At 73.3% G+C, this 17,716-nt stretch carries 16 protein-coding genes and 1 pseudogene; 10 read left to right on the forward strand and 7 right to left on the reverse strand.

What is annotated here, in order from left to right:
• Positions 1-69: 69 nt before the first annotated feature.
• The 6 genes from JWP64_RS06335 (at position 70) to mdlC (ending at position 8,620) form a co-directional block, all read left to right on the forward strand.
• Positions 70-2,157, forward strand: coding sequence for a fibronectin type III domain-containing protein (locus tag JWP64_RS06335; RefSeq protein ID WP_297493449.1), 2,088 nt, complete (start codon positions 70-72; stop codon positions 2,155-2,157).
• A gap of 261 nt (positions 2,158-2,418) precedes the next feature.
• Positions 2,419-3,078, forward strand: a complete 660-nt coding sequence (locus JWP64_RS06340) for a hypothetical protein (protein WP_297493453.1) — start codon at positions 2,419-2,421, stop codon at positions 3,076-3,078.
• Positions 3,079-3,100: 22 nt separating this feature from the next.
• Positions 3,101-4,474 carry a histidine kinase gene (locus JWP64_RS06345; protein ID WP_297493455.1) on the forward strand — a complete coding sequence of 458 codons (1,374 nt, stop codon included), beginning with the start codon at positions 3,101-3,103 and terminating at the stop codon, positions 4,472-4,474.
• Positions 4,471-5,088: a response regulator transcription factor gene (locus tag JWP64_RS06350; RefSeq protein ID WP_297493458.1), complete on the forward strand. Its 618-nt coding sequence runs from the start codon at positions 4,471-4,473 to the stop codon at positions 5,086-5,088. Before JWP64_RS06345 ends, JWP64_RS06350 begins: the two co-directional genes overlap by 4 nt.
• A 695-nt stretch (positions 5,089-5,783) precedes the next feature.
• A complete protein-coding gene (locus JWP64_RS06355; RefSeq protein ID WP_297493532.1) occupies positions 5,784-7,022 on the forward strand; it encodes an aromatic acid/H+ symport family MFS transporter in 1,239 nt (412 codons plus the stop codon).
• Entirely contained in the window at positions 7,019-8,620 is a 1,602-nt protein-coding gene (gene mdlC, locus JWP64_RS06360; protein WP_297493460.1) for a benzoylformate decarboxylase, read from the forward strand. Before JWP64_RS06355 ends, mdlC begins: the two co-directional genes overlap by 4 nt.
• Positions 8,621-8,808: 188 nt before the next feature.
• Here the strand turns inward: mdlC and JWP64_RS06365 are convergent, their stop codons facing one another.
• The 6 genes and pseudogenes from JWP64_RS06365 to JWP64_RS06390 form a co-directional block, all read right to left on the reverse strand.
• Positions 8,809-9,234, reverse strand: a complete 426-nt coding sequence (locus JWP64_RS06365) for a DoxX family protein (RefSeq protein ID WP_297493463.1) — start codon at positions 9,232-9,234, stop codon at positions 8,809-8,811.
• Positions 9,235-9,346: 112 nt separating this feature from the next.
• A pseudogene (locus JWP64_RS06370) lies at positions 9,347-9,586 on the reverse strand (GNAT family N-acetyltransferase); the annotation flags it as partial.
• 197 nt (positions 9,587-9,783) lie between these two features.
• The gene (locus JWP64_RS06375) at positions 9,784-11,262 is read right to left on the reverse strand and encodes an AMP-binding protein (protein ID WP_297493465.1); all 1,479 of its coding nucleotides are present in this window, start codon (positions 11,260-11,262) and stop codon (positions 9,784-9,786) included.
• Between the two features lie 347 nt (positions 11,263-11,609).
• Positions 11,610-12,941 carry an AarF/ABC1/UbiB kinase family protein gene (locus tag JWP64_RS06380; protein WP_297493468.1) on the reverse strand — a complete coding sequence of 444 codons (1,332 nt, stop codon included), beginning with the start codon at positions 12,939-12,941 and terminating at the stop codon, positions 11,610-11,612.
• Positions 12,942-12,994: 53 nt separating this feature from the next.
• Positions 12,995-13,117, reverse strand: coding sequence for a hypothetical protein (locus JWP64_RS06385; RefSeq protein WP_297493470.1), 123 nt, complete (start codon positions 13,115-13,117; stop codon positions 12,995-12,997).
• Positions 13,118-13,189: 72 nt separating this feature from the next.
• Complete coding sequence (locus tag JWP64_RS06390; protein ID WP_297493471.1) at positions 13,190-13,717, reverse strand: DUF1697 domain-containing protein; 528 nt, start codon at positions 13,715-13,717, stop codon at positions 13,190-13,192.
• A 196-nt stretch (positions 13,718-13,913) separates the two neighbouring features.
• On the opposite strand from JWP64_RS06390, the gene JWP64_RS06395 reads away from it, so the two are divergent.
• The 3 genes from JWP64_RS06395 (at position 13,914) to JWP64_RS06405 (ending at position 15,452) form a co-directional block, all read left to right on the forward strand.
• Complete coding sequence (locus JWP64_RS06395; protein ID WP_297493474.1) at positions 13,914-14,585, forward strand: VTT domain-containing protein; 672 nt, start codon at positions 13,914-13,916, stop codon at positions 14,583-14,585.
• 62 nt (positions 14,586-14,647) lie between these two features.
• A complete protein-coding gene (locus tag JWP64_RS06400) occupies positions 14,648-14,914 on the forward strand; it encodes a hypothetical protein (protein WP_297493477.1) in 267 nt (88 codons plus the stop codon).
• Between the two features lie 91 nt (positions 14,915-15,005).
• Positions 15,006-15,452: a nitroreductase family deazaflavin-dependent oxidoreductase gene (locus tag JWP64_RS06405; RefSeq protein WP_297493480.1), complete on the forward strand. Its 447-nt coding sequence runs from the start codon at positions 15,006-15,008 to the stop codon at positions 15,450-15,452.
• 205 nt (positions 15,453-15,657) lie between these two features.
• On the opposite strand, the gene JWP64_RS06410 is transcribed toward JWP64_RS06405, so the two are convergent.
• Complete coding sequence (locus tag JWP64_RS06410) at positions 15,658-16,632, reverse strand: alpha/beta hydrolase (RefSeq protein WP_297493482.1); 975 nt, start codon at positions 16,630-16,632, stop codon at positions 15,658-15,660.
• Between the two features lie 52 nt (positions 16,633-16,684).
• Here JWP64_RS06410 and JWP64_RS06415 point away from each other — a divergent pair, with 52 nt between their 5' ends.
• Positions 16,685-17,707, forward strand: a complete 1,023-nt coding sequence (locus JWP64_RS06415; RefSeq protein WP_297493485.1) for a cation diffusion facilitator family transporter — start codon at positions 16,685-16,687, stop codon at positions 17,705-17,707.
• Positions 17,708-17,716: the final 9 nt, after the last annotated feature.

Raw genomic sequence — 17,716 nt, forward strand, 5'->3', positions numbered from 1 at the left:
CCTCCGATTGGGGGACGGCGGCCCCCTTCGGCGCGGCTCCCGCGCCGGGGTGGATCGGGCGGATTGTCGATGAGCACGCTCATCGCCGCCTTTCTCCCGAGGAGCCGCCATGACCACCCCACGACGCCCGGCATTCCCCCGGTGGTGACCCCGCCGCCGCGGTCCCGCCGTGGCCGGGCAGCCGCGATCGCGGGCCTCACCGCGGCACTGACCCTGGCATCGGCGGCGGTGGGCGCCGGCGTGGCATCGGCTGCGCCCCCCGCCTTCCCCGACAACGTGGTCGTGTTCCCCGACCGTGACTTCGTGACGATCGAGGGCTACCAGGACCGGATCGGGCAGACCGCGCTCGTCGAGGTCACCCGCGCCGGCCAGGTCGTCGGCTCGGCGCAGGGCGTCGTGGAGACCGGCGACGTCGCGTTCGAGATCAACCACCCCGGTGGCTACTGCTGGGGTGCCGGCACCGACCTCGCCGTCACTCCCGACATCAAACCGGGCGACACCGTCTCGATCCGCTTCGCCGGGGCGCTCGCGGGTGACACCGTCGTCCAGGACACCTTCGTGGACACGAAGTCCAGCCTGAGCGGGAACACCCTGACCGTCACCGGGCGCATCGCCGCCGGCATTGACCGGACACGGCTCGAGCAGCGGATCGTCAACCCCGATCTCACCGACCTGCCCGACGTCGCCCGTCGGGACGTCCGCGCCATCCCGGGTGGGCCGGCGCAGTCGGCGAAGGGGAACTACCGGTCCGCGCTGTTCGTCGTGAGTGACCGGTTCACCGCGACCTACGAGTTCACCACGCCCGAGGCCGCGCAGACGGCCGCGAACGGCGGCGGCGAGCGGATGATGGCCTGGCAGGTCGAGGACGAGGACGGCAACCGGCAGGGCCTCACGATCGCGGAGTACGGCGAGCAGGGCGGGCCCGGCATGGGCGGCTGTCCGGTCGGGCCGTCGCAGCAGGGTGCGCCGAAGCCCGGAGACGCTGCGGTGGTCCGCTCCGGCGACCGCACGTCGATGCAGGTCAGCTGGACTCCGGCATCGGCAGTTCCCGGCGCGGCCGCGGTGACCGGCTACAGCGTCGTCGCCGTCGCGAAGACGGCTGCTGCGGGCCAGCAGGTGCAGGTCGGGACGCGAACCCTGCCCAACGCCACGTCGACGACTATCGCCGGGCTCGCCCCGGGCGAGACCTACGACGTCGAGGTCCGCTCGCTGGCGGGGCCGGCGACCGCGCCAGCGCTGCAGATGAGCGAGACGTTCCCCGTGAGCTCGCCCGCCACACCGCCGAACCCGGACCCCGGGCCGGCAGGGCCCACACCGAACGCCACGTTCGACAAGCCGACGGCCACCGCGGGTTCGACGGGCGTGACCCTCGCGAGCACGACGACGGGAACCGAGATCTACTACACGACCGACGGCTCCGAGCCGCGGATGGGAGACCTGCCGTCGAACAATGCTCTGCTGTACAAGACGCCCGTCGTGATCACCGCGGCGAACACGACGCTGAAATCCGTGGCGTTCGACAAGGACGGCAACTTCAGCGACACCGCGACGGCGGGGCCCTTCCAGCCGACCGCCCCGGCCGCCCCGGCCTCGCCCACCGCGGTCGCGGCCACCGCGCTCGACCGCTCCGCGAGGGTCACCTGGACGGGCACCCCCGCGGCGACGAAGTACGTCGTGACCGCCACCCCGGCGTCGGGCGCCACACCGACGCCCGTCACGCAGGAGGCGCCGGCGGGGGCCACGTCGGCCACCGTCGCGGGTCTGACGAACGGCGTGGACTACAGCGTGACGGTCATCGCCTACGCCGGCACGGCCCTCAGCCCGGCATCGGGACCGCCGGTGACGGTCCGGCCGGTCGCCACGGTGGATCGTTTGACGATCACCACGGCCCGGTGGAAGGCGGGTGACTTCCGGGTCGGCGGCACGGGCTCGATGGCGGGAGCGAACCTCACCGTCCACCGGGTGAACGCCGACGGCACGGCCGGCGCGGCGATCACCGGTGCCACGGCGACGGTCACGGCGCCGGTCGCACCCGCGACCGTGGGGGACTACTCCGTGCGCGTCCGCGCGGGCGGACCCACCACGAACCCCGGACGGATCATCGTGAAATCCGACAAGGGTGGTGCCACCGCTCCGTTCACCGTCACGAACGGCTAGCACATGAACACGAGGGGCCCGCTGCGACAGTGTCGTGGCGGGCCCCTCCGCCGTACCCTGGCGAACCTGGGTCGGCGACGAGGGCCGTCGAGTGCGGGTCCTACGACCAAGGTCCGATGGTGTGTGACGCGGTGACGGGTCACGCTGGAGTACGCCTCCGTTGTGGGGCGCCGTCTCCCCAGTCCTGGAGTTCCGATGTGCGCTGAGCCTCACGCCTCTCCCGTCCCCGACAGACGGACGAGTCTCGAGTCGCCCCGTCTGGTGGTCACGGACCTGGGGCAGCGTGGCGTCCGCCTGATCGTCGACGCGCTGGAGGCGAACTACCACGTCACCGCCCTCGGGGAGGACGCCGGATGGATCCGGGAGGTCGTACGCGGCCTGTCCGCGAACGACTGGGCGGCCGGCGTGCTTCGGCGAGCGATGCGCCGCGGCCGGTGCGTGATCACCGGCGACAGCGTCGCGTGCGCCGGTCTCGGTGTCGCGATCTGCCCGCTGTCCGCCGCCGCGCCGGAGACGGACGCGGAGATCGCCGCGGCCGCGCTCGCCCCGTACCTGCGCGCCGGGGCCCTCGTGATCCTCGAAGGTGACACGCGGTTGCGGCAGGCGGCGGAGGTCTTCTCCGCCACGGCGGAGCTGCTCACCCCGCTGCAGGTGGGACGGGACGTGTCCCTCGGGTACGTCATGGAGGACATCGAGCTGCCCGGCTGCGTCGTCAGCGGCGTCGATCCCCGCTCGGCGGACCGCACCGAGGAGTTCTACCGCGGTCTCAACCGGTCGGTGAGCGCGGTCGGGACGTTCGAGACCGCCGAGCTCGCGATCGCGGTCCGGAACGCGCTGCGCGCACAGGCCGAGGACGGCGCCGCCGCGACCATGATCGCTGCGTCGGGCCGTCACCCGTCGTCCCCCGGGCGGCCGCGGTGAGCGCGGGTTCCTTACCGCGACGATGAGCGTCCGCAGCGCGTCGCGCACGAGGTCCGGCCGTGTCGACGCGCCCGCCGGCGAGCCGCGGACCCGCAGCCGCAACCTCCACGACGAGCGGCAGCCCTCGAGCGCGGGCCTCGCCGTGCGCTACGCGGTGACCGGCCTCGTCACACTCCTGGTCGTCGCCGTCGCCGCCGCCTACGCCGGCCGCACGATGAGCACGGAGGTGGCGATCGACGCCGCGGTCCGCGCCACCGCCCTGGTCGGCGACCTGGCCGTCCGGCCCGCCCTCGACGATGCCGTCCTGAGGGACGATCCCCGGGCGGTGGCCGCCCTCGACGAGGTCGTGCGCTCCCGCGCCCTCACCGGTTCCCTGGTCCGGGTGAAGATCTGGGACCGGAGCGGCAGGATCCTGTACTCCGACGAGCCGCGCCTGCGCGGGGAGCAGCTCGCGTTCAGCGCCGACGAGCGCCAGGTGCTCGCGACCGGCGAGCGGCACGCGGAGCTCAGTGACCTGACCCGTCCGGAGAACCGGTTCGAGGACCACGACATCGCGTTGCTGGAGGTCTACGAGCGGCTGACGACCCCCTCGGGCGTGCCGGTGCTGTTCGAGGCCCACCACCGCTACGAGGCGATCACCGAGGAGGGCAGGCGCACCTGGACGAGGTTCGCCCCCTCCCTCTTCGGCGCGCTCGTCCTGCTCGCGCTGCTCCAGCTGCCGATCGCCCTCGCCCTCGCCCGCCGGCTCCGGCGGGCCCAGCGTCAGCGTGAGACCCTGCTGCGACGGGTGATCGAGGCGACCGACACCGAACGTCGCCGCATCGCCGGGGACCTGCACGACGGCGTCGTGCAGGACCTCGCCGGGGTGGCGTTCGCGCTGGGCGCCGTGGTGCGCGCGGGAGGTGCTGTGAACGTCGCCGAGGTGGACGGCGCGGCGTGGCGGATCCGGCACACGGTGCGGTCCCTCCGCTCGCTGCTGGTGGAGATCTACCCCCCGAACCTGTACGAGGAGGGCCTCCAAGCGGCGCTGTCGGACCTGCCCGCCCGCCTGAGCCACCGCGGGATCGAGGCCGAACTCCGGGTGGAGGTGCCCGTCGAGGTCCTCGGCCGGGAACAGATGGAACTGCTGTACCGCGTCGCCCAGGAGGGCGTCCGCAACGTCGTCGTCCACGCGGACGCGCGCCGCGTCGTGGTCACCGTGGGCCGCGCGGGTGATGCGCTGGTGATGACCGTCGCGGATGACGGTCGTGGCCTCCCGGGCCCGGTGCCCGGCAGGCCCGGCCATCTCGGGCTGAGGTCCCTGGGGGACATGGCGAAGACGCTCGGCGCCGTCCTCCAGCTCGAGTCCGTGCCCGGACGCGGCATGGTGCTGCGGTTGGAGGTACCGCTCGGATGATCAGAGTGATCGTCGCAGACGACCACGCCGTGGTGCGGCACGGCCTGCGCCAACTGCTGGAGACCGCGCCGGACATCGAGGTCGTCGCGGTGGCCGCGGACGGCGAGGAAGCCGTCGCCCTGGTCGGGGAGCATCTGCCGGACGTGGTGCTCATGGACCTCGCCATGCCCGTCACGAACGGCATCGAGGCGACCCGGCGGATCGTGTCCGGGCATCCCGACGTCCGGGTCGTCATCCTCACGTCGTTCGGCGACGAGGCCCGCATCCTCGAGGCGCTCGACGCGGGCGCGCGGGGCTACCTCCTCAAGCACCTGGAGCCGGACGCGTTGATCGACGCCGTCCGCGCCGTCGACGCCGGGGAGGCCCCGCTGGACCCGAGGGCGGGCCGGGTGCTGCTCGACCGGCAGCGCGCGCGCTCGGCGGTCACCGACCTGTCCCAGCGCGAACGCGAGGTCCTGACGCTCGTCACGGAGGGGCTCGCCAACAAGCAGGTCGCCCGCCGGCTCGGCATCAGCGAGCGCACGGTCAAGGCCCACCTGACGAACGTGTTCCAGCGCATCAAGGTCACCGACCGGGTCCAGGCGGCGATCTGGGCGCGCGAACACCTCCGGTGAGCCGCCGCCTCCTCGCGCCGGAAGCGGCAGCGCGGTTGTTCCCCAGGGGGTCCTGGTACACCTCGAACTTGCCCGCCGTGTCTGCTCCTCACGATCGCTCCCACGTGCTCCGACGCGGCCGGAAGATGGGGCGAACGGTGCGCGAGCTGCGGCGACGCGCCGGCGCCCGGCCTCGACCGGTCCGATGTGTACCAGAATCACGAACCGCGGCATCCGGCCGTGATCGAGGTTCACCTGAGAGTGGCCGAGAGTCTTCCGCATTGTTTCTCCCGGTCGATAATGTGAGTCTTCTGCCGGAGAGTCCGATTTCGCCGGCACGGAGACGGAGGGCCCCTTCGATGGCCACGAACTGCGCAGTCCCGATGCCCGGCGAGGCGACCGGATGTCCGGGCACGCCCCTCGGTCGGTGCGTCGGATGTGGCGTCGAGTTCTGTCTCGAGCACGCGGATCGCCTCACCCTCGCGGCGAAGCGCGGTGGCCCGTCGATGACGGAGTACTCGTCGAACGTCTGCGTCTCCTGTGGAGCCGACGCGCGCCGCGGCACCCCTCGGCCGCGGGCCGCGCAGCCGCCGCGTATCCGCACCTGACGCCCGGCTTCCGTCCAACGGAAGCGCGCCCTGACAGGCTGGACATCGGCACCCATACTTCCCCGCACCTGCTCACCGGGGAGGGTGACCGTGACCGAATCAGTGTCGATGTCCGGCAAGAAGGCCGGTTCGGGAGGACGGGGGTCGCCGCGCTGGGTCGCGCCGCTGTGCTGGACCGCCGTGGCGCTCGAGGGGTTCGACCTCGTCGTCCTCGGCGTGGTGCTGCCGTCCCTGCTGCGTGACCCGGCCTGGGGACTGAATCCCGCGACCGCGTCGCTGATCTCGGTCGTCGGGCTGCTCGGCGTGATGGTCGGCGCGCTCGGCATCGGTCCGCTGACGGACCGCTTCGGCCGCCGCCGGATGATGCTGATCACTGTCACGTCGTTCTCGGTGCTCACCCTGCTCTGTGCCTTCGCCACCGGTCCGGTCATGTTCGGGGTCCTGCGGTTCCTCGCGGGGCTCGGCCTCGGCGGTGTGTTGCCGGTGGCGCTGGCGATGGTCAACGAGTTCGCCCGGGTGGGGAAGGGTGGCAGCGCGACCACGACCATGATGACGGGCTACCACGTCGGGGCCGTGGTGACCGCGCTGCTCGGGATCCTGGTGATCCCGTCGTTCGGGTGGCGGGCGATGTTCGTCATCGGCGCGCTCCCGGCACTGGTCCTGGTCCCGCTGATCGCGGCGCGGCTGCCCGAGTCCTTGACCGGGGACGCCGTCGCCGAGACCGCCGAGGTCACCGGCACCCGCAACCCCGTCGCGGCCCTGTTCCGCGGCGGCTACCTGCGCGCGACGCTCGCCTTCTGGGTCACCTCGTTCATGGGCCTGCTGCTGGTCTACGGCCTGAACACCTGGCTTCCGGAGATCATGCGGTCGGCGGGCTACGAGCTCGGTGCCGCACTGGCTCTGCTGCTCGTGCTCAACGTCGGCGCGGTCGTCGGGCTGCTCGTCGCCGGCCGCGTGGCGGACCGGATGGGCCTTCGGAAGGCGGTCATCGGCTGGTTCACGGCGGCGGCGGTCTTCCTCGCGCTGCTCAGCATCAGGCTTCCGGGCATCGGCGTGTACGTCAGCGTGCTGCTGGCCGGCGTGTTCGTGTTCAGCTCGCAGGTCCTCGTCTACGCGGCGATCAGTCGCCACTACCCGGCCGCGGTGCGCGCCACCGCGCTCGGCGCGGCGAGCGGCATCGGCCGGCTCGGCGCGATCACCGGGCCCCTGATCGGCGGCGCGCTGCTCACAGCCGGGATCGCCTACCCCTGGGGCTTCTACGTGTTCGCGCTGGTCGCGGCGCTCGGCGCGGTCGCCGTGGCGGCGGTCGGCCGGATCGGCGCGCCCACCCGGAAGGCCGACGCATGAGAACCGTCCGGGACGCCACCTTCGACGTCCTGCGCCGCCACGGCCTGACCACGATCTTCGCCAACCCGGGCTCCACCGAGGTCGCGTTCCTGACCGACCTGCCCGACGACATCGACTTCATCCTGGCCCTGCACGAGGGCTCGGTCGTGGGGATCGCGACCGGCTGGGCCACCGCGAACGACCGCCCGGCCCTGGTCAACCTGCACACGACGGCCGGGCTCGGCAACGCCGTCGGTGCCCTGGCGACGGCGCGGGTCAACCGGGTGCCGCTGGTCGTCCTCGTCGGCCAGCAGGACCGCCGGCACCTCGCGTTCCGGCCGTTCCTGGCCGGCGACCTCGAGGGCCTCGCCGGCAGCTACCCGGTCTGGACGACGACGCCGGCCCGACCCCAGGACGTCCCGAGCGCGGTCGCGCGGGCCTGGCACGAGGCGCGCGACGGCCGCGGTCCCGCCCTGGTCGTCGTGCCGTCGGACGACTGGTCCGCCGAGGCCGGGGACGGCGAGGTCGCCGCGCCCGCGGTGCTGCGCCACGGGACGGCCGTCGACCCGTCGGTCGTCGACGAGCTGGCCGCGCTCGTCGGTGACGCGCGGTCCCCGGCGCTCGTCGTCGGGGCGGACGCGGACGGTGCCGGGACGTGGTCCGCGCTGGTCACGCTCGCGGAGAAGCTGGGCTGCCCGGTCTGGCAGGAGCCGTTCGCGGCGCGCGCGGGCTTCCCGCAGGACCATCCGCAGTTCGCCGGACACCTTCCTGCGGGCCGGGCCCGGTTGCGGGACGCGCTGGCCGCTCACGACGTCGTCCTGGCCGTCGGCGCGCCGGTGTTCCGCCAGTACCCCTACGAGCCCGGGCCCCTGGTCGCCGCCGGGACGAGGCTCGCGATGATCACCGACGACCCGGAGGACGCCCGGCACAGCCCCGTCGACCTGGCCGTCGTCGCCGGTCCGGCGGCGGTCTGCGCGGCCCTGGCCGAGCGGTTGCCGGAGCCGGCCGGAACGGCGTTCTCCCCGGTCCGCGCCTCGGCGCCGGAACCACCGGCGGCGGGGGAGCCGCTGCGGGCGGCGCACGTGCTCGCCGCGCTGGCGGCACGGGTCCCGGCGGAGACGGTGGTGGCCGAGGAGACGCCGTCGAGTCGGCCGGACCTGCATCGCCTGCTCCCGGCACGGCGCCCGCTGGGGTTCCTGAGCGCGGCGATGGGCGGGCTCGGGTTCGCGCTGCCCGCCGCGATCGGGGTGCGGATGGCGCGGCCGGACACGCCGGTGGTCGCGGTCGTCGGGGACGGGTCGTCGCTCTACGGCATCCAGGCGTTGTGGAGCGCGGCGCACTACCGGGTGGGAGTGCTGTTCGTCGTCCTCGCCAACGGCCGCTACGCGATCATGGACCGGCTGGCCGAGAAGCAGGGCGACGGGAAGGCGCCGTGGCCCGCGTTCACCGAGGTCAGTGTGGGTGGACTGGCCGAGGCGCTCGGCTGCCCGGCGCGCCGCGTCGACACCTGGGACGCGCTGGAGGAGGCGCTCGACGACGTCGTTCCCGGGTTGGCGGGGCGGGAGACGCCGCTGGTGCTCGAGGTGACCGTGGAGCCGGACGCGGTGTTCGAGCCTTAGGGCTCGAGCCCTGGCCTCCGCCGAACCATACGGGGAGGTCGAGCCGGAACAGCGGGCCGTCGGTGACCGTGCGGAGGTCGTCCTCCAGCGCGTTCACCCGCTCCTCGCCGAGCTCGGCGACCCAGCGCGCGCAGCTCGTCGAGGATCCGGGCGGAGCGGGGGGTGCCGGACTGGATCGCCTGATTCGGTCAGCCCCGGACTCGATCAGCCCCGACGAGTGTCCGGATGTCGTCCCGGCGGACGTAAGCGATCAGCGCGAACAGGACGCCCAGCGAGATCGGCGTGATCGCGTAGACCGGCGCCGAGTCCAGGATGAAGACCTGGGTGACCAACGCGCCGACCATCAGGGCGGCGAGGCAGGCGCCTGCGAGACCGGCCAGCCGGGGGATCAACAGGCCGATCCCGCCGGCGACCTCCAGGGCGCCGACGAGGAACCGGAACCACTGGCCGGCGCCGATCTCGGTGAACATCTCGACGGCGGTGGCCTCGCCGAAGAACTTCGGCGCACCCGATCCGATGATCATGAACAGGCCGAGGAAGATCTGCAGGGCCCAGAGGGCGATGCGGCCGCGGCTGCGGGTGATGGTGGCGGTGAGGGCGGTGCCGGTGGTCATCGCGGGCTCCTGTGGTCGTCGTTGCCCTTATGACCGGTGGTCGTCGCCGAACTCATCGCCGCTCGTCACCGTGCTGGCGCGGGCCGCTCCAGGGCGGTCTCGTCGGGGGCGCGTCCGCGAGGTAGGCGAAGGAGACGCCGTCCGACACGGCGCGGGCGAAGCCGACGGTCCTGCCCGTTCCCGGTTCGTAGAGGGAGAGCACCCGCCAGGCGACGGCGACCTGGGTCTCGAGGTCCGCGCGGGCGCGCCAGCGCCCCCAGTAGGCCTGGGTGGAGAGGAACTCCCACACGGCGTCGCGGTCGATGCGGGCGGGATCGTCGTCGATCTCGTAACCGTCGTGCAGCGTGATCACGGGTGGAAGGGTGCCACGGTGGCGGGGTGGGACCGGAACGGGTTCTCGGCTCGGGTGTCCAGGACGGCCTTCATCGGCCCTCACCCAGGATCTCGGTGTCGAGGTAGCTCGTCGGCCTCAGCGGCTACGGCGCCGCGCTCGTGGTGCTGCTCGCGGCGGCCGCGCTGCAGCTCTACGCCACGATCCGGATCGGCGACTCACGTCCGCACGGGTAGCCGCTCCGCCCGCAGCGCGCTCCGCCGGAGCTTGCCCGCGTCGTCCCGCAGCGGGTCCGTGCTGAACTCGACGGTCCGCGGGATCTTGTACGGCGCGAGCCGCTCCCGCAGGTGCTCCTGCAGCTCCTCGGCGCCCACCTCGGACGAGGCCTGGACGATCGCGTGCACCACGTTGCCGAGGTCCTCGTCCGGCAGCCCGATCACGGCCGAGGACACGACGGCCGGGTGCTCGGCCAGCGCGGACTCGACCTCCGCCGGGTACACGTTGGCGCCGCCGACGAGGATCATGTCCGAGCGCCGGTCCGCCAGGTAGAGGTAGCCGTCCGCGTCGAAGTGGCCCATGTCGCCCAGGGACTCCCAGCCGTCGCGCTCGTTCGCCCGGGCGCCGAGGTAGTAGTACGTCGGCGGGGTGTCCGCGGCCCGGCGCATCCACACCTCGCCGACCTCGCCGGCGGGCAGCTCGCGCCCGTCGTCGTCGCAGACCCGCATCTCGCCCGACGCCACCCTGCCGACCGAGCCCGGGTGCTCGAGCCACTCCGCGCCGTCGATCACGCAGCCGGCCTGGGACTCCGTGCCCGCGTACAGCTCGATCAGCGTCTCCGCGCCGGCCCACTCGATCCAGCCGCGCTTCACGTGCGGCGGGCACGGCGCGCCGACGTGCAGCACGGTCCGCAGCGACGAGAAGTCCGACGCCGCCCGGACCTCCTCGGGCAGCCGCAGCATCCGGCCCATCATCGTGGGAACGACGTAGAGCCAGGTGACGCGGTGCTCCGCGACGAGCCGGACGGCCCGCTCGGCGTCGAAGCGCCGCATGACGACGACGTGGTGCCCCTGCAGCAGCGCCATCAGCGAGAACATGTTGGGGCCGTTGTGGTACATCGGCGCGGTCGCGAGCATGACGCCGTCGCGGTCGAAGCGCAGGGACTCCGCCTTCGTGCCGAGCACGGACTCGATGTCGGCCTCCTGACCGGCCACGATGAGCTTCGGGCGGCCGGTGCTGCCGCCCGAGGTCGGCGCCTTCCAGGACGGCCCGACGACGTCCGGGAGCGGTGAGTCGTCCTCGTCCGAGACGTCCTCGGCGCCGGTCAGCCACGCCCGGCCGTCGGCCGGCTCCAGGCCCACGACCAGGGACGGGTCACCGACCTCCAGCAGGGCCGCCAGCTCGCCGCCCGGGAGCCGGTGGGAGAGCGGCTGCGGGATCGCGCCCAGCTTCCACGCGGCGACGGACGACTCGGTGTGCCGGATCTGGTTCGGCAGCGCGATCGAGACGAGCGAGCCCTTCGTGACGCCGAGCCTCGCGAACCGGCGGGCGAGCTGGTTGGTGCGCGCGTCGAGCTCCGCGCGGGTGATCGTCGCGTCGTCGTCGGTGACGGCGGGGGCGTGCGGGTTCTCGGCGACGAGCTCGCGGAGGCGGACGGCGAGGGCGGTACGGGTCTCCGGGCTCGGCTCGGCCGTGGTCATCTGTGCTCCCTTGCACCGGTGGTCACCCCCGACACTAGTTCCCGCGGCGGCCGTCGGCGGCCACCGTTACCCTCCCGTTCATGCCGTTCCTTTGACGCCCGCTGTCGCCGTCTGGTCGGTCACCGGCCTGCTCGCCGAGGTGCCCTCCGGTGCGCTCTCGGACCGGTTCCCCCGGCGGTACGTGCTCGGGCTGGGCGGCATGCTCCAGGCCGCCGGCTACACGGTCTGGCTGCCCCTGCCCGGCTTCGCGGGCTTCGCCGCCGGCTTCGTGCTCCGGGGGATCGGGACGTCGTTGTTCTCCGGCACGGTCGAGGCGCTGGTCTTCGAGGGCCTGAGCGAGGCCGGGGTCAGACCGAGGCGAAGCCGGGCACCCAGCGCTCGACGATCCCGCGCGCGGCGACCGTGCAGTCCAGCTGGGCGAGGATGTTCATCCAGCCGGACAGCACCCGCAGGACCAGCACGAACTCCGCCGGCATGGCCAGCGCGCGCCCGGTCTCGCGGTACGCGCGGTTGCCGGGGTTCGCCACCCGTGAGCCCTGGCGCGCCATCCACTCGCGGGTGAAGTGGAAGCGCTCCTCGCGCAGCGGGTCCGCCAGCGCACCGACCCAGCGCAGCACGTCTGCGGCTTCGGCGTCCGCGGCGAGGAAACCCTCGTCCCGCAGCAGCGCGGTCAGGGCCTCGGACTCGCCGCGGGCGGTGAGGACGAGGATCCGCGCGAGGACGGGCGGGATCCCGCCGGGCAGCTCCGCCACGGCGCCGAAGTCGATCATTCCGAGCCGGCCGTCCGGGAGGACGAGGAAGTTGCCGGGGTGCGGGTCCGCGTGCAGCAGCCCGATCCGCGCGGGGGAGGCGAACATGGACTCGACGATCGTGTGGCCGTAGCGGTCCCGGTCCGTCTCGTCACCCACGCCACCCAGGAGGTCTCGCAGCGGGACGCCGTCCAGCCAGTCCGTGACCAGCACCTTCGGGGCCGACGCGACGACGCGCGGCACCACGAGGGCGCGGTCTCCGGTGAACTCCGCGGCGAACCGCCGCTGGCGGTCGGCCTCGATGCGGTAGTCCACCTCCTCGAGCGTGCGTTCCCGCAGCTCGCGGATCAACGCCCGGACGTCCAGGGCGGGGAACACCGCGGCGAAGAGCCGGGAGAACCGTTCGAGCGTGCGCAGGTCCGAGTCGAGGGCGACGTCCGCGCCCGGGTACTGGATCTTGACGGCGACGTCCCGGCCGCCGCCGTCCGCGCAGCGCCAGGTGGCGCGGTGCACCTGACCGAGGCTCGCGGCGGCCCGCGGCTCCTCGTCGAAGTCCGTGAAGCGCTCCCGCCAGCCGCGGCCGAGCTGCTCGGCGAGCATCCGGTGCACGTCCCGTGGGGGCATCGGCGGGCTCGAGGTCTGGAGCTTCGCGAGCGCGTCGTGGTAGGGCGCGGCGAACTCCGAGGGGATCATCGCGTCGTAGACCGAGAGCGCCTGGCCGAGCTTCATCGCGCCGCCCTTGAGCGTGCCGAGCACGGCGAAGAGCTGCTCGGCGTTGCGCGCGACCGTCGCGGCCGCGATCTCGTCGGAGTCCGCCCCGGCCAGCGTGCGGCCCCAGCCCGCCACGGCCCGTCCGGTGAAGGCCAGCGGCAGCGACGCCAGCCGCGCCGACCGCCCGATGCCGCCCTGCGGGACGCCCCGGTCCGTCATGATCCCCCGATCCGTCGTGCCCTGCCCTCGGCGGAGCGGCTGCCAGGCGGACCTTATCTGCTCGTCCCGGCGGGCCGGGCGGCGAACCCGGGAACCCACTCCTCCGTGAGCCCGCGTACGTCGACCGTGCAGCCCAGCTGCGCCAGGATGTTCAGCCGGCCGGAGAGCACCCGCACGACGAGCCGGTGTTCGGCCGGCAGCGCGAGCCTGCGCCCGGTCTCCCGGAACGCCCGGAGGGGCCACCGCCGTCAGGCGCCGAGCAGCGCGAGCAGCTTCTCGACGGTGTTCCAGTTCCGGCCGGTGACGGACACCTTCCAGCTCTTCCGGACGAACGCCGCGACGTCCGGGGCGTTCGAGATCCCGTCCGGGCACCACTGGTAGATCACCCGGTCCGTCACCCGGATATGCCGCGGGTCCAGGTCGACGGGGTCCGCGGCACCGGGCGGCGCGGGGTCGAGGAGGAACAGGGCCGTCATCCGGGAGCCGTCGTCCGCGACGTCCCGCAGCGGGTGCGCGTCCGCGATCTCCCGCAGCTCCGGGCCGGCGAGCACCAGGCAGCGCACGTCCATGCCGAAGGCATCGGCGATGGCGACCTCGCAGCGCTTCGCCACGGTCGTCGCGGGCTCGTCCGTGGTGACGACGGCGTTGCCGCTCTGCAGGTACGTCCGCACGTCGGCGTAGCCGAGGCCCTCGAGCAGCGTCCGCAGGCCCGCCATCGGAACCTTCTTGTGGCCGCCGACGTTGATGCCTCGGAGCAGGACGGCGTATCCGGTCACGCGCGGAACGTACACGCGGCCCGACACTCCACCGTTCGTCGCACACGACGGGCGTGTGGCTGACCGCAGGTGAAACGCGGGGGGTAGCCCCACCGAGTTTCCCGGCAAGGTCTGTCACTCTGGAGTGCGTCCCCCGACGGGTCGGCTGCACGACGAAGGTTGACCGGCGCGCCACACCCGATGCAGGAAGGGCCCCGTGCACGAACTGTTCGGTGTGATCGCGGCCTTCGACGCCGTCCTGCACAGCGTCTGGCTGCTGCCGGTCCTCGTCGTCCTCATCGCCCTCGACGGTCCGTTCCCGGTGCTCCCGAGCGAGACCCTGCTGATGTCCGCCGCCGCGGCTGCCTTCGGCACGCACGACCTCGCCGCGGTGGTCGGCCTCTTCGTCGCCTCGATACTCGGATCGGTGCTCGGGGACGTCCTCGTGTACTCCCTCGGCCGCTCGTCGAACCGGATCCTCCGCGGCGCCGAGAAGAACTGCGGCATCGGCGCCTGGGTGCGCCGCAACCTGCACTCCCGGCCGGAGGTCTCGCTCGTCGGGGCCCGGCTGGTGCCCGGCGGCCGGCTGGTGAGCACCGCCGCCGCGGGCCGGGTGCGGCTGCCGCTGCGCCGCTTCCTCCCGGCGACGACCGCGAGCTCGGCGGTGTGGAGCCTCTACATGCTGCTGGTCGGGCTGGCCCTCGGCCCGATGACTCGCGGGAACCCCCTGCTCTGCCTGGCGGCGGGCATCGCGATGGCGATCCTCACCGGCGGTGGCTTCGAGCTGGTCCGCCGGATCCGCGGGGTGGTCCGCCGTCGCCGCGGACTGGATCGCGAGCTCGCCGCCGTCACCGCGGCCGCTGCCGAGCCGGCGGTCGCCGGGCGCTGAGGTGCGGGTCACCGTCTCGATCTGAGACGCCGGAAGCCCGCTCCGGCATCGACACTGCGCTCGTGCGCAATGACAGCTGGGTCGTCGACGTCGGTGAGGCGAACGCGGAGTGGCTCGCCACGGAGAGTCGCACCGCGCGGCTGGCCCGTGAGTACAGGCCCGTCGACCTCGGCGGCGGCCGGATCGCGTTCTCCGCCCTCGCCCTGGGGGCCTCCCGCGAGCTGGGTGAGGAGGAGGACGGCTTCATCACCGACGACGCCGAGGGCGTGCGCGTCTGGATCGGCGACGACGCCTTCGAGCTCGAACTCGCGGAGAACAGCCGTATGTGACGAGAGCACTGCTCTTGACCCGATGTCGTCCTGGGTGTTCACTCCTCTCATCAGAGAGCACTGCTCTCGAGCTTGAGGAGGAGCAACGGCCATGGACGCGAAGCCCCGGTACCTCACCCCGAAGCGCGCCGACGAGCTGTTCGGCACGGTCGTCGCCCGGCTGACGAGGATGGGCCTGACCGTGGCCGGCAGCCGCGTCCTGGCCGTCAGGGGCCGGACGAGCGGCGAGTGGCGCACCGTCCCGGTGAACCCGATGACGGTCGACGGCGAGCGCTACCTCGTCGCGCCCCGCGGGCATACCCAGTGGGTGCGCAACATGCGGGCCGCGGGCGGCGGGGAGCTGCGGCGGGGACGCAGGGCCGAGGCGTTCACCGCGGTGGAGCTGCCGGATGCGGACAAGCCGCCGGTGCTGCGGGAGTACCTGCGCAGGTGGGCCTGGGAGGTCGGCCGGTTCTTCGAGGGGATCGACGCGACGTCCTCGGACGAGGAGCTGCTCGCGGTCGCACCGGGCTTCCCGGTGTTCCGGATCGCGTCCTGATCCCGGGTGGCACCGCGCGATTGCTGTCCGGTGCCGGTGGGGGCTCCCCAGTTCCACCGGCACCGGTGATCAGTTCAACGCGTGGGGCGCACGGGAGTTGTGGGTCGATTCGTCCTCCTCACCCCTTCGCAGCGAGCGGCCGTCCACACGCGACGACCGGTAGTACTCGCTGGTAGGTCCGAACGCGCGTACCGGTCCTCGGGCCTCAGCTGTCCAGCGCACGGGCGAAGTCGATCAGCGCTTCACTGACCTCGGCCGGGCGTTCCTGCTGCGTCCAGTGCCCGCACCCGGGCAGGATCTCGGCGCGCCGCAGGCCGGGCACGCTGCGCCGCAGCACCGCGACGACGGCCTGCGGGTCCCGCCCGGCGAGCACGAGATCCCGGTCCCCGGCGAGGTAGAGCGCCGGCACCCGGACCCGGGCGTCGCGCCAGGGGGCGCTCAGCTCCCAGTTCCGGTCCAGGTTGCGGTACCAGTTCAGCCCGCCGGTGAAGCCCGTCCCCGCGTACTCGTCCACGAGGACGTCCAGGTCCTCCTCGGTGAGCCAGCCGGGCAGGGGTCGATCCGCGCCGAGCGCGTCGAGGAAACCGCCACCCTCCGGGACGACGGGGACGGGCGGTTCCTGCTCGCCGCCGGTGCCGCCGAGCAGCCGCCGGAACGTCTCGCGGGGGTTCGCGCCGAGCTCGGCGTCCGCGACGCCCCGCTGCTGGAAGTGGACCATGTAGTAGCCCTCGCCGAGGGACGCGCGCATCGCCGCGAGCGGCGGGACCGGGCTGCGGGGGACCAGCGGCACGGACAGCCCGGCGACACCGCGGACGCGGTCCGGGCGGAGCAGCGCGGTGTGCCAGGCGACGGGGGCACCCCAGTCGTGCCCGACGACCACGGCCCGCTCCGCGCCGACGGCGTCGAGCACGCCCAGCGCGTCGCCCACGAGGTGCAGGATCGAGTACCGCTCGACGGCCTCCGGCGCGTCGCTGCGGCCGTACCCCCGCTGGTCCGGGGCCACGGCGTGGAAGCCCGCCGCCGCGAGCGCGACGAGCTGGTGCCGCCACGAGTACCAGCACTCGGGGAACCCGTGGAGCAGCAGCACGGTCGGCCCGGTGCCGGCCTCGGCGAGGTGCAGGCGGACGCCTTCGACCTCGACGTCCCGGTGGGTGATCTCGGGGTTGGGCGTGGCGGTCACGCGGCGGACGCTACGCGCGGTCGGCGACGATCTGCGGGGCTACAGTCGCCGCGTGGCGGGCGCCGAGGCGGACGACAGGACTCAGGACGACGAGAACGGCGGCGGCGAGAGCACCCTGACCGTCCTGATCGCCGGCGGGGCGAACCTCGCGATCGGCGTGCTGAAGCTCGTCGCGGCGCTGTTCACCGGCTCCGCCGCGATGTTCGCCGAGGCCGCGCACTCGGGCGCGGACACGGCCACCGAGGGACTGCTGCTCACCGCCCTGCGCCGCTCCGCGAGGCGCGCGGACCGCCGGCATCCCTTCGGCTACGGCAAGGAGCGGTTCTTCTGGTCGCTCATCGCCGCGGTGTCGATCTTCGTCTCCGGCGCGGTGTTCGCGATCTACGAGGGCATCTCGACCATGGTCGGCGAGGAGAACGAGCAGACGCTCGCGTGGGTGGCCTACGCCGTGCTCGGGGCGTCGTTCCTGCTGGAGGGGGCCTCCTGGCTGCAGGCCGTCCGGCAGGTGCGGAACGAGGCCGCCGCGGAGAACGTCGGCTTCCGCTCGTGGCTGCGCACCACGGACGACCCGACGGTGAAGACGGTGTTCTTCGAGGACAGCGCGGCGCTCCTCGGGCTGCTGCTGGCGTTCGGGGGCGTCGGGCTGCACCAGCTCACCGGCTCCGCGTTCTGGGACGGCCTGGCGTCGCTGCTGATCGGGCTGATGCTGGCAGGCGTCGCGTACGTCCTGGGCCGCACCAACAAGGGTCTGCTGATCGGCCGGCAGGCGGACCGCAAGCTCGTGTTCGCCATGCGGGACCGGCTGACGGAGCGCGCCGAGGTGGAGGCCGTCGTCGACCTGCTGACGATGATGCTCGGCACGGACAGCGTGCTGGTCTGCGCCCGGCTCGACTTCGCGGACACGCTCGGGGCCGCGGACGTCGAGCGGGCCTGCGTGGAGATCGACGCACAGCTGCGGGCGGAGTTCCCGGACCTCGAGGAGATCTTCCTGGAGCCGGTGCCGCGGAACGACGAGACCGTCCGGGCGAGGGTCCTGGAACGCTACGGCCGGACGTTCACCACCCCCGACGTCTGAGTCCCCGGC

The organism is Pseudonocardia sp., from assembly GCF_025465255.1.
In the GTDB taxonomy this organism is placed as follows: Bacteria; Actinomycetota; Actinomycetes; order Mycobacteriales; family Pseudonocardiaceae; genus Pseudonocardia.

Bases quoted from the DNA above. Each gene is read 5' to 3' on its own strand.
- JWP64_RS06335 (WP_297493449.1), top strand. From the start codon at position 70: ATGAGCACGCTCATCGCCGCCTTTCTCCCGAGGAGCCGCCATGACCAC.
- JWP64_RS06345 (WP_297493455.1), top strand. From the start codon at position 3,101: ATGAGCGTCCGCAGCGCGTCGCGCACGAGGTCCGGCCGTGTCGACGCG.
- JWP64_RS06350 (WP_297493458.1), top strand. From the start codon at position 4,471: ATGATCAGAGTGATCGTCGCAGACGACCACGCCGTGGTGCGGCACGGC.
- JWP64_RS06355 (WP_297493532.1), top strand. From the start codon at position 5,784: ATGTCCGGCAAGAAGGCCGGTTCGGGAGGACGGGGGTCGCCGCGCTGG.
- mdlC (WP_297493460.1), top strand. From the start codon at position 7,019: ATGAGAACCGTCCGGGACGCCACCTTCGACGTCCTGCGCCGCCACGGC.
- JWP64_RS06365 (WP_297493463.1), bottom strand. From the start codon at position 9,234: ATGACCACCGGCACCGCCCTCACCGCCACCATCACCCGCAGCCGCGGC.
- JWP64_RS06375 (WP_297493465.1), bottom strand. From the start codon at position 11,262: ATGACCACGGCCGAGCCGAGCCCGGAGACCCGTACCGCCCTCGCCGTC.
- JWP64_RS06380 (WP_297493468.1), bottom strand. From the start codon at position 12,941: ATGACGGACCGGGGCGTCCCGCAGGGCGGCATCGGGCGGTCGGCGCGG.
- JWP64_RS06405 (WP_297493480.1), top strand. From the start codon at position 15,006: ATGGACGCGAAGCCCCGGTACCTCACCCCGAAGCGCGCCGACGAGCTG.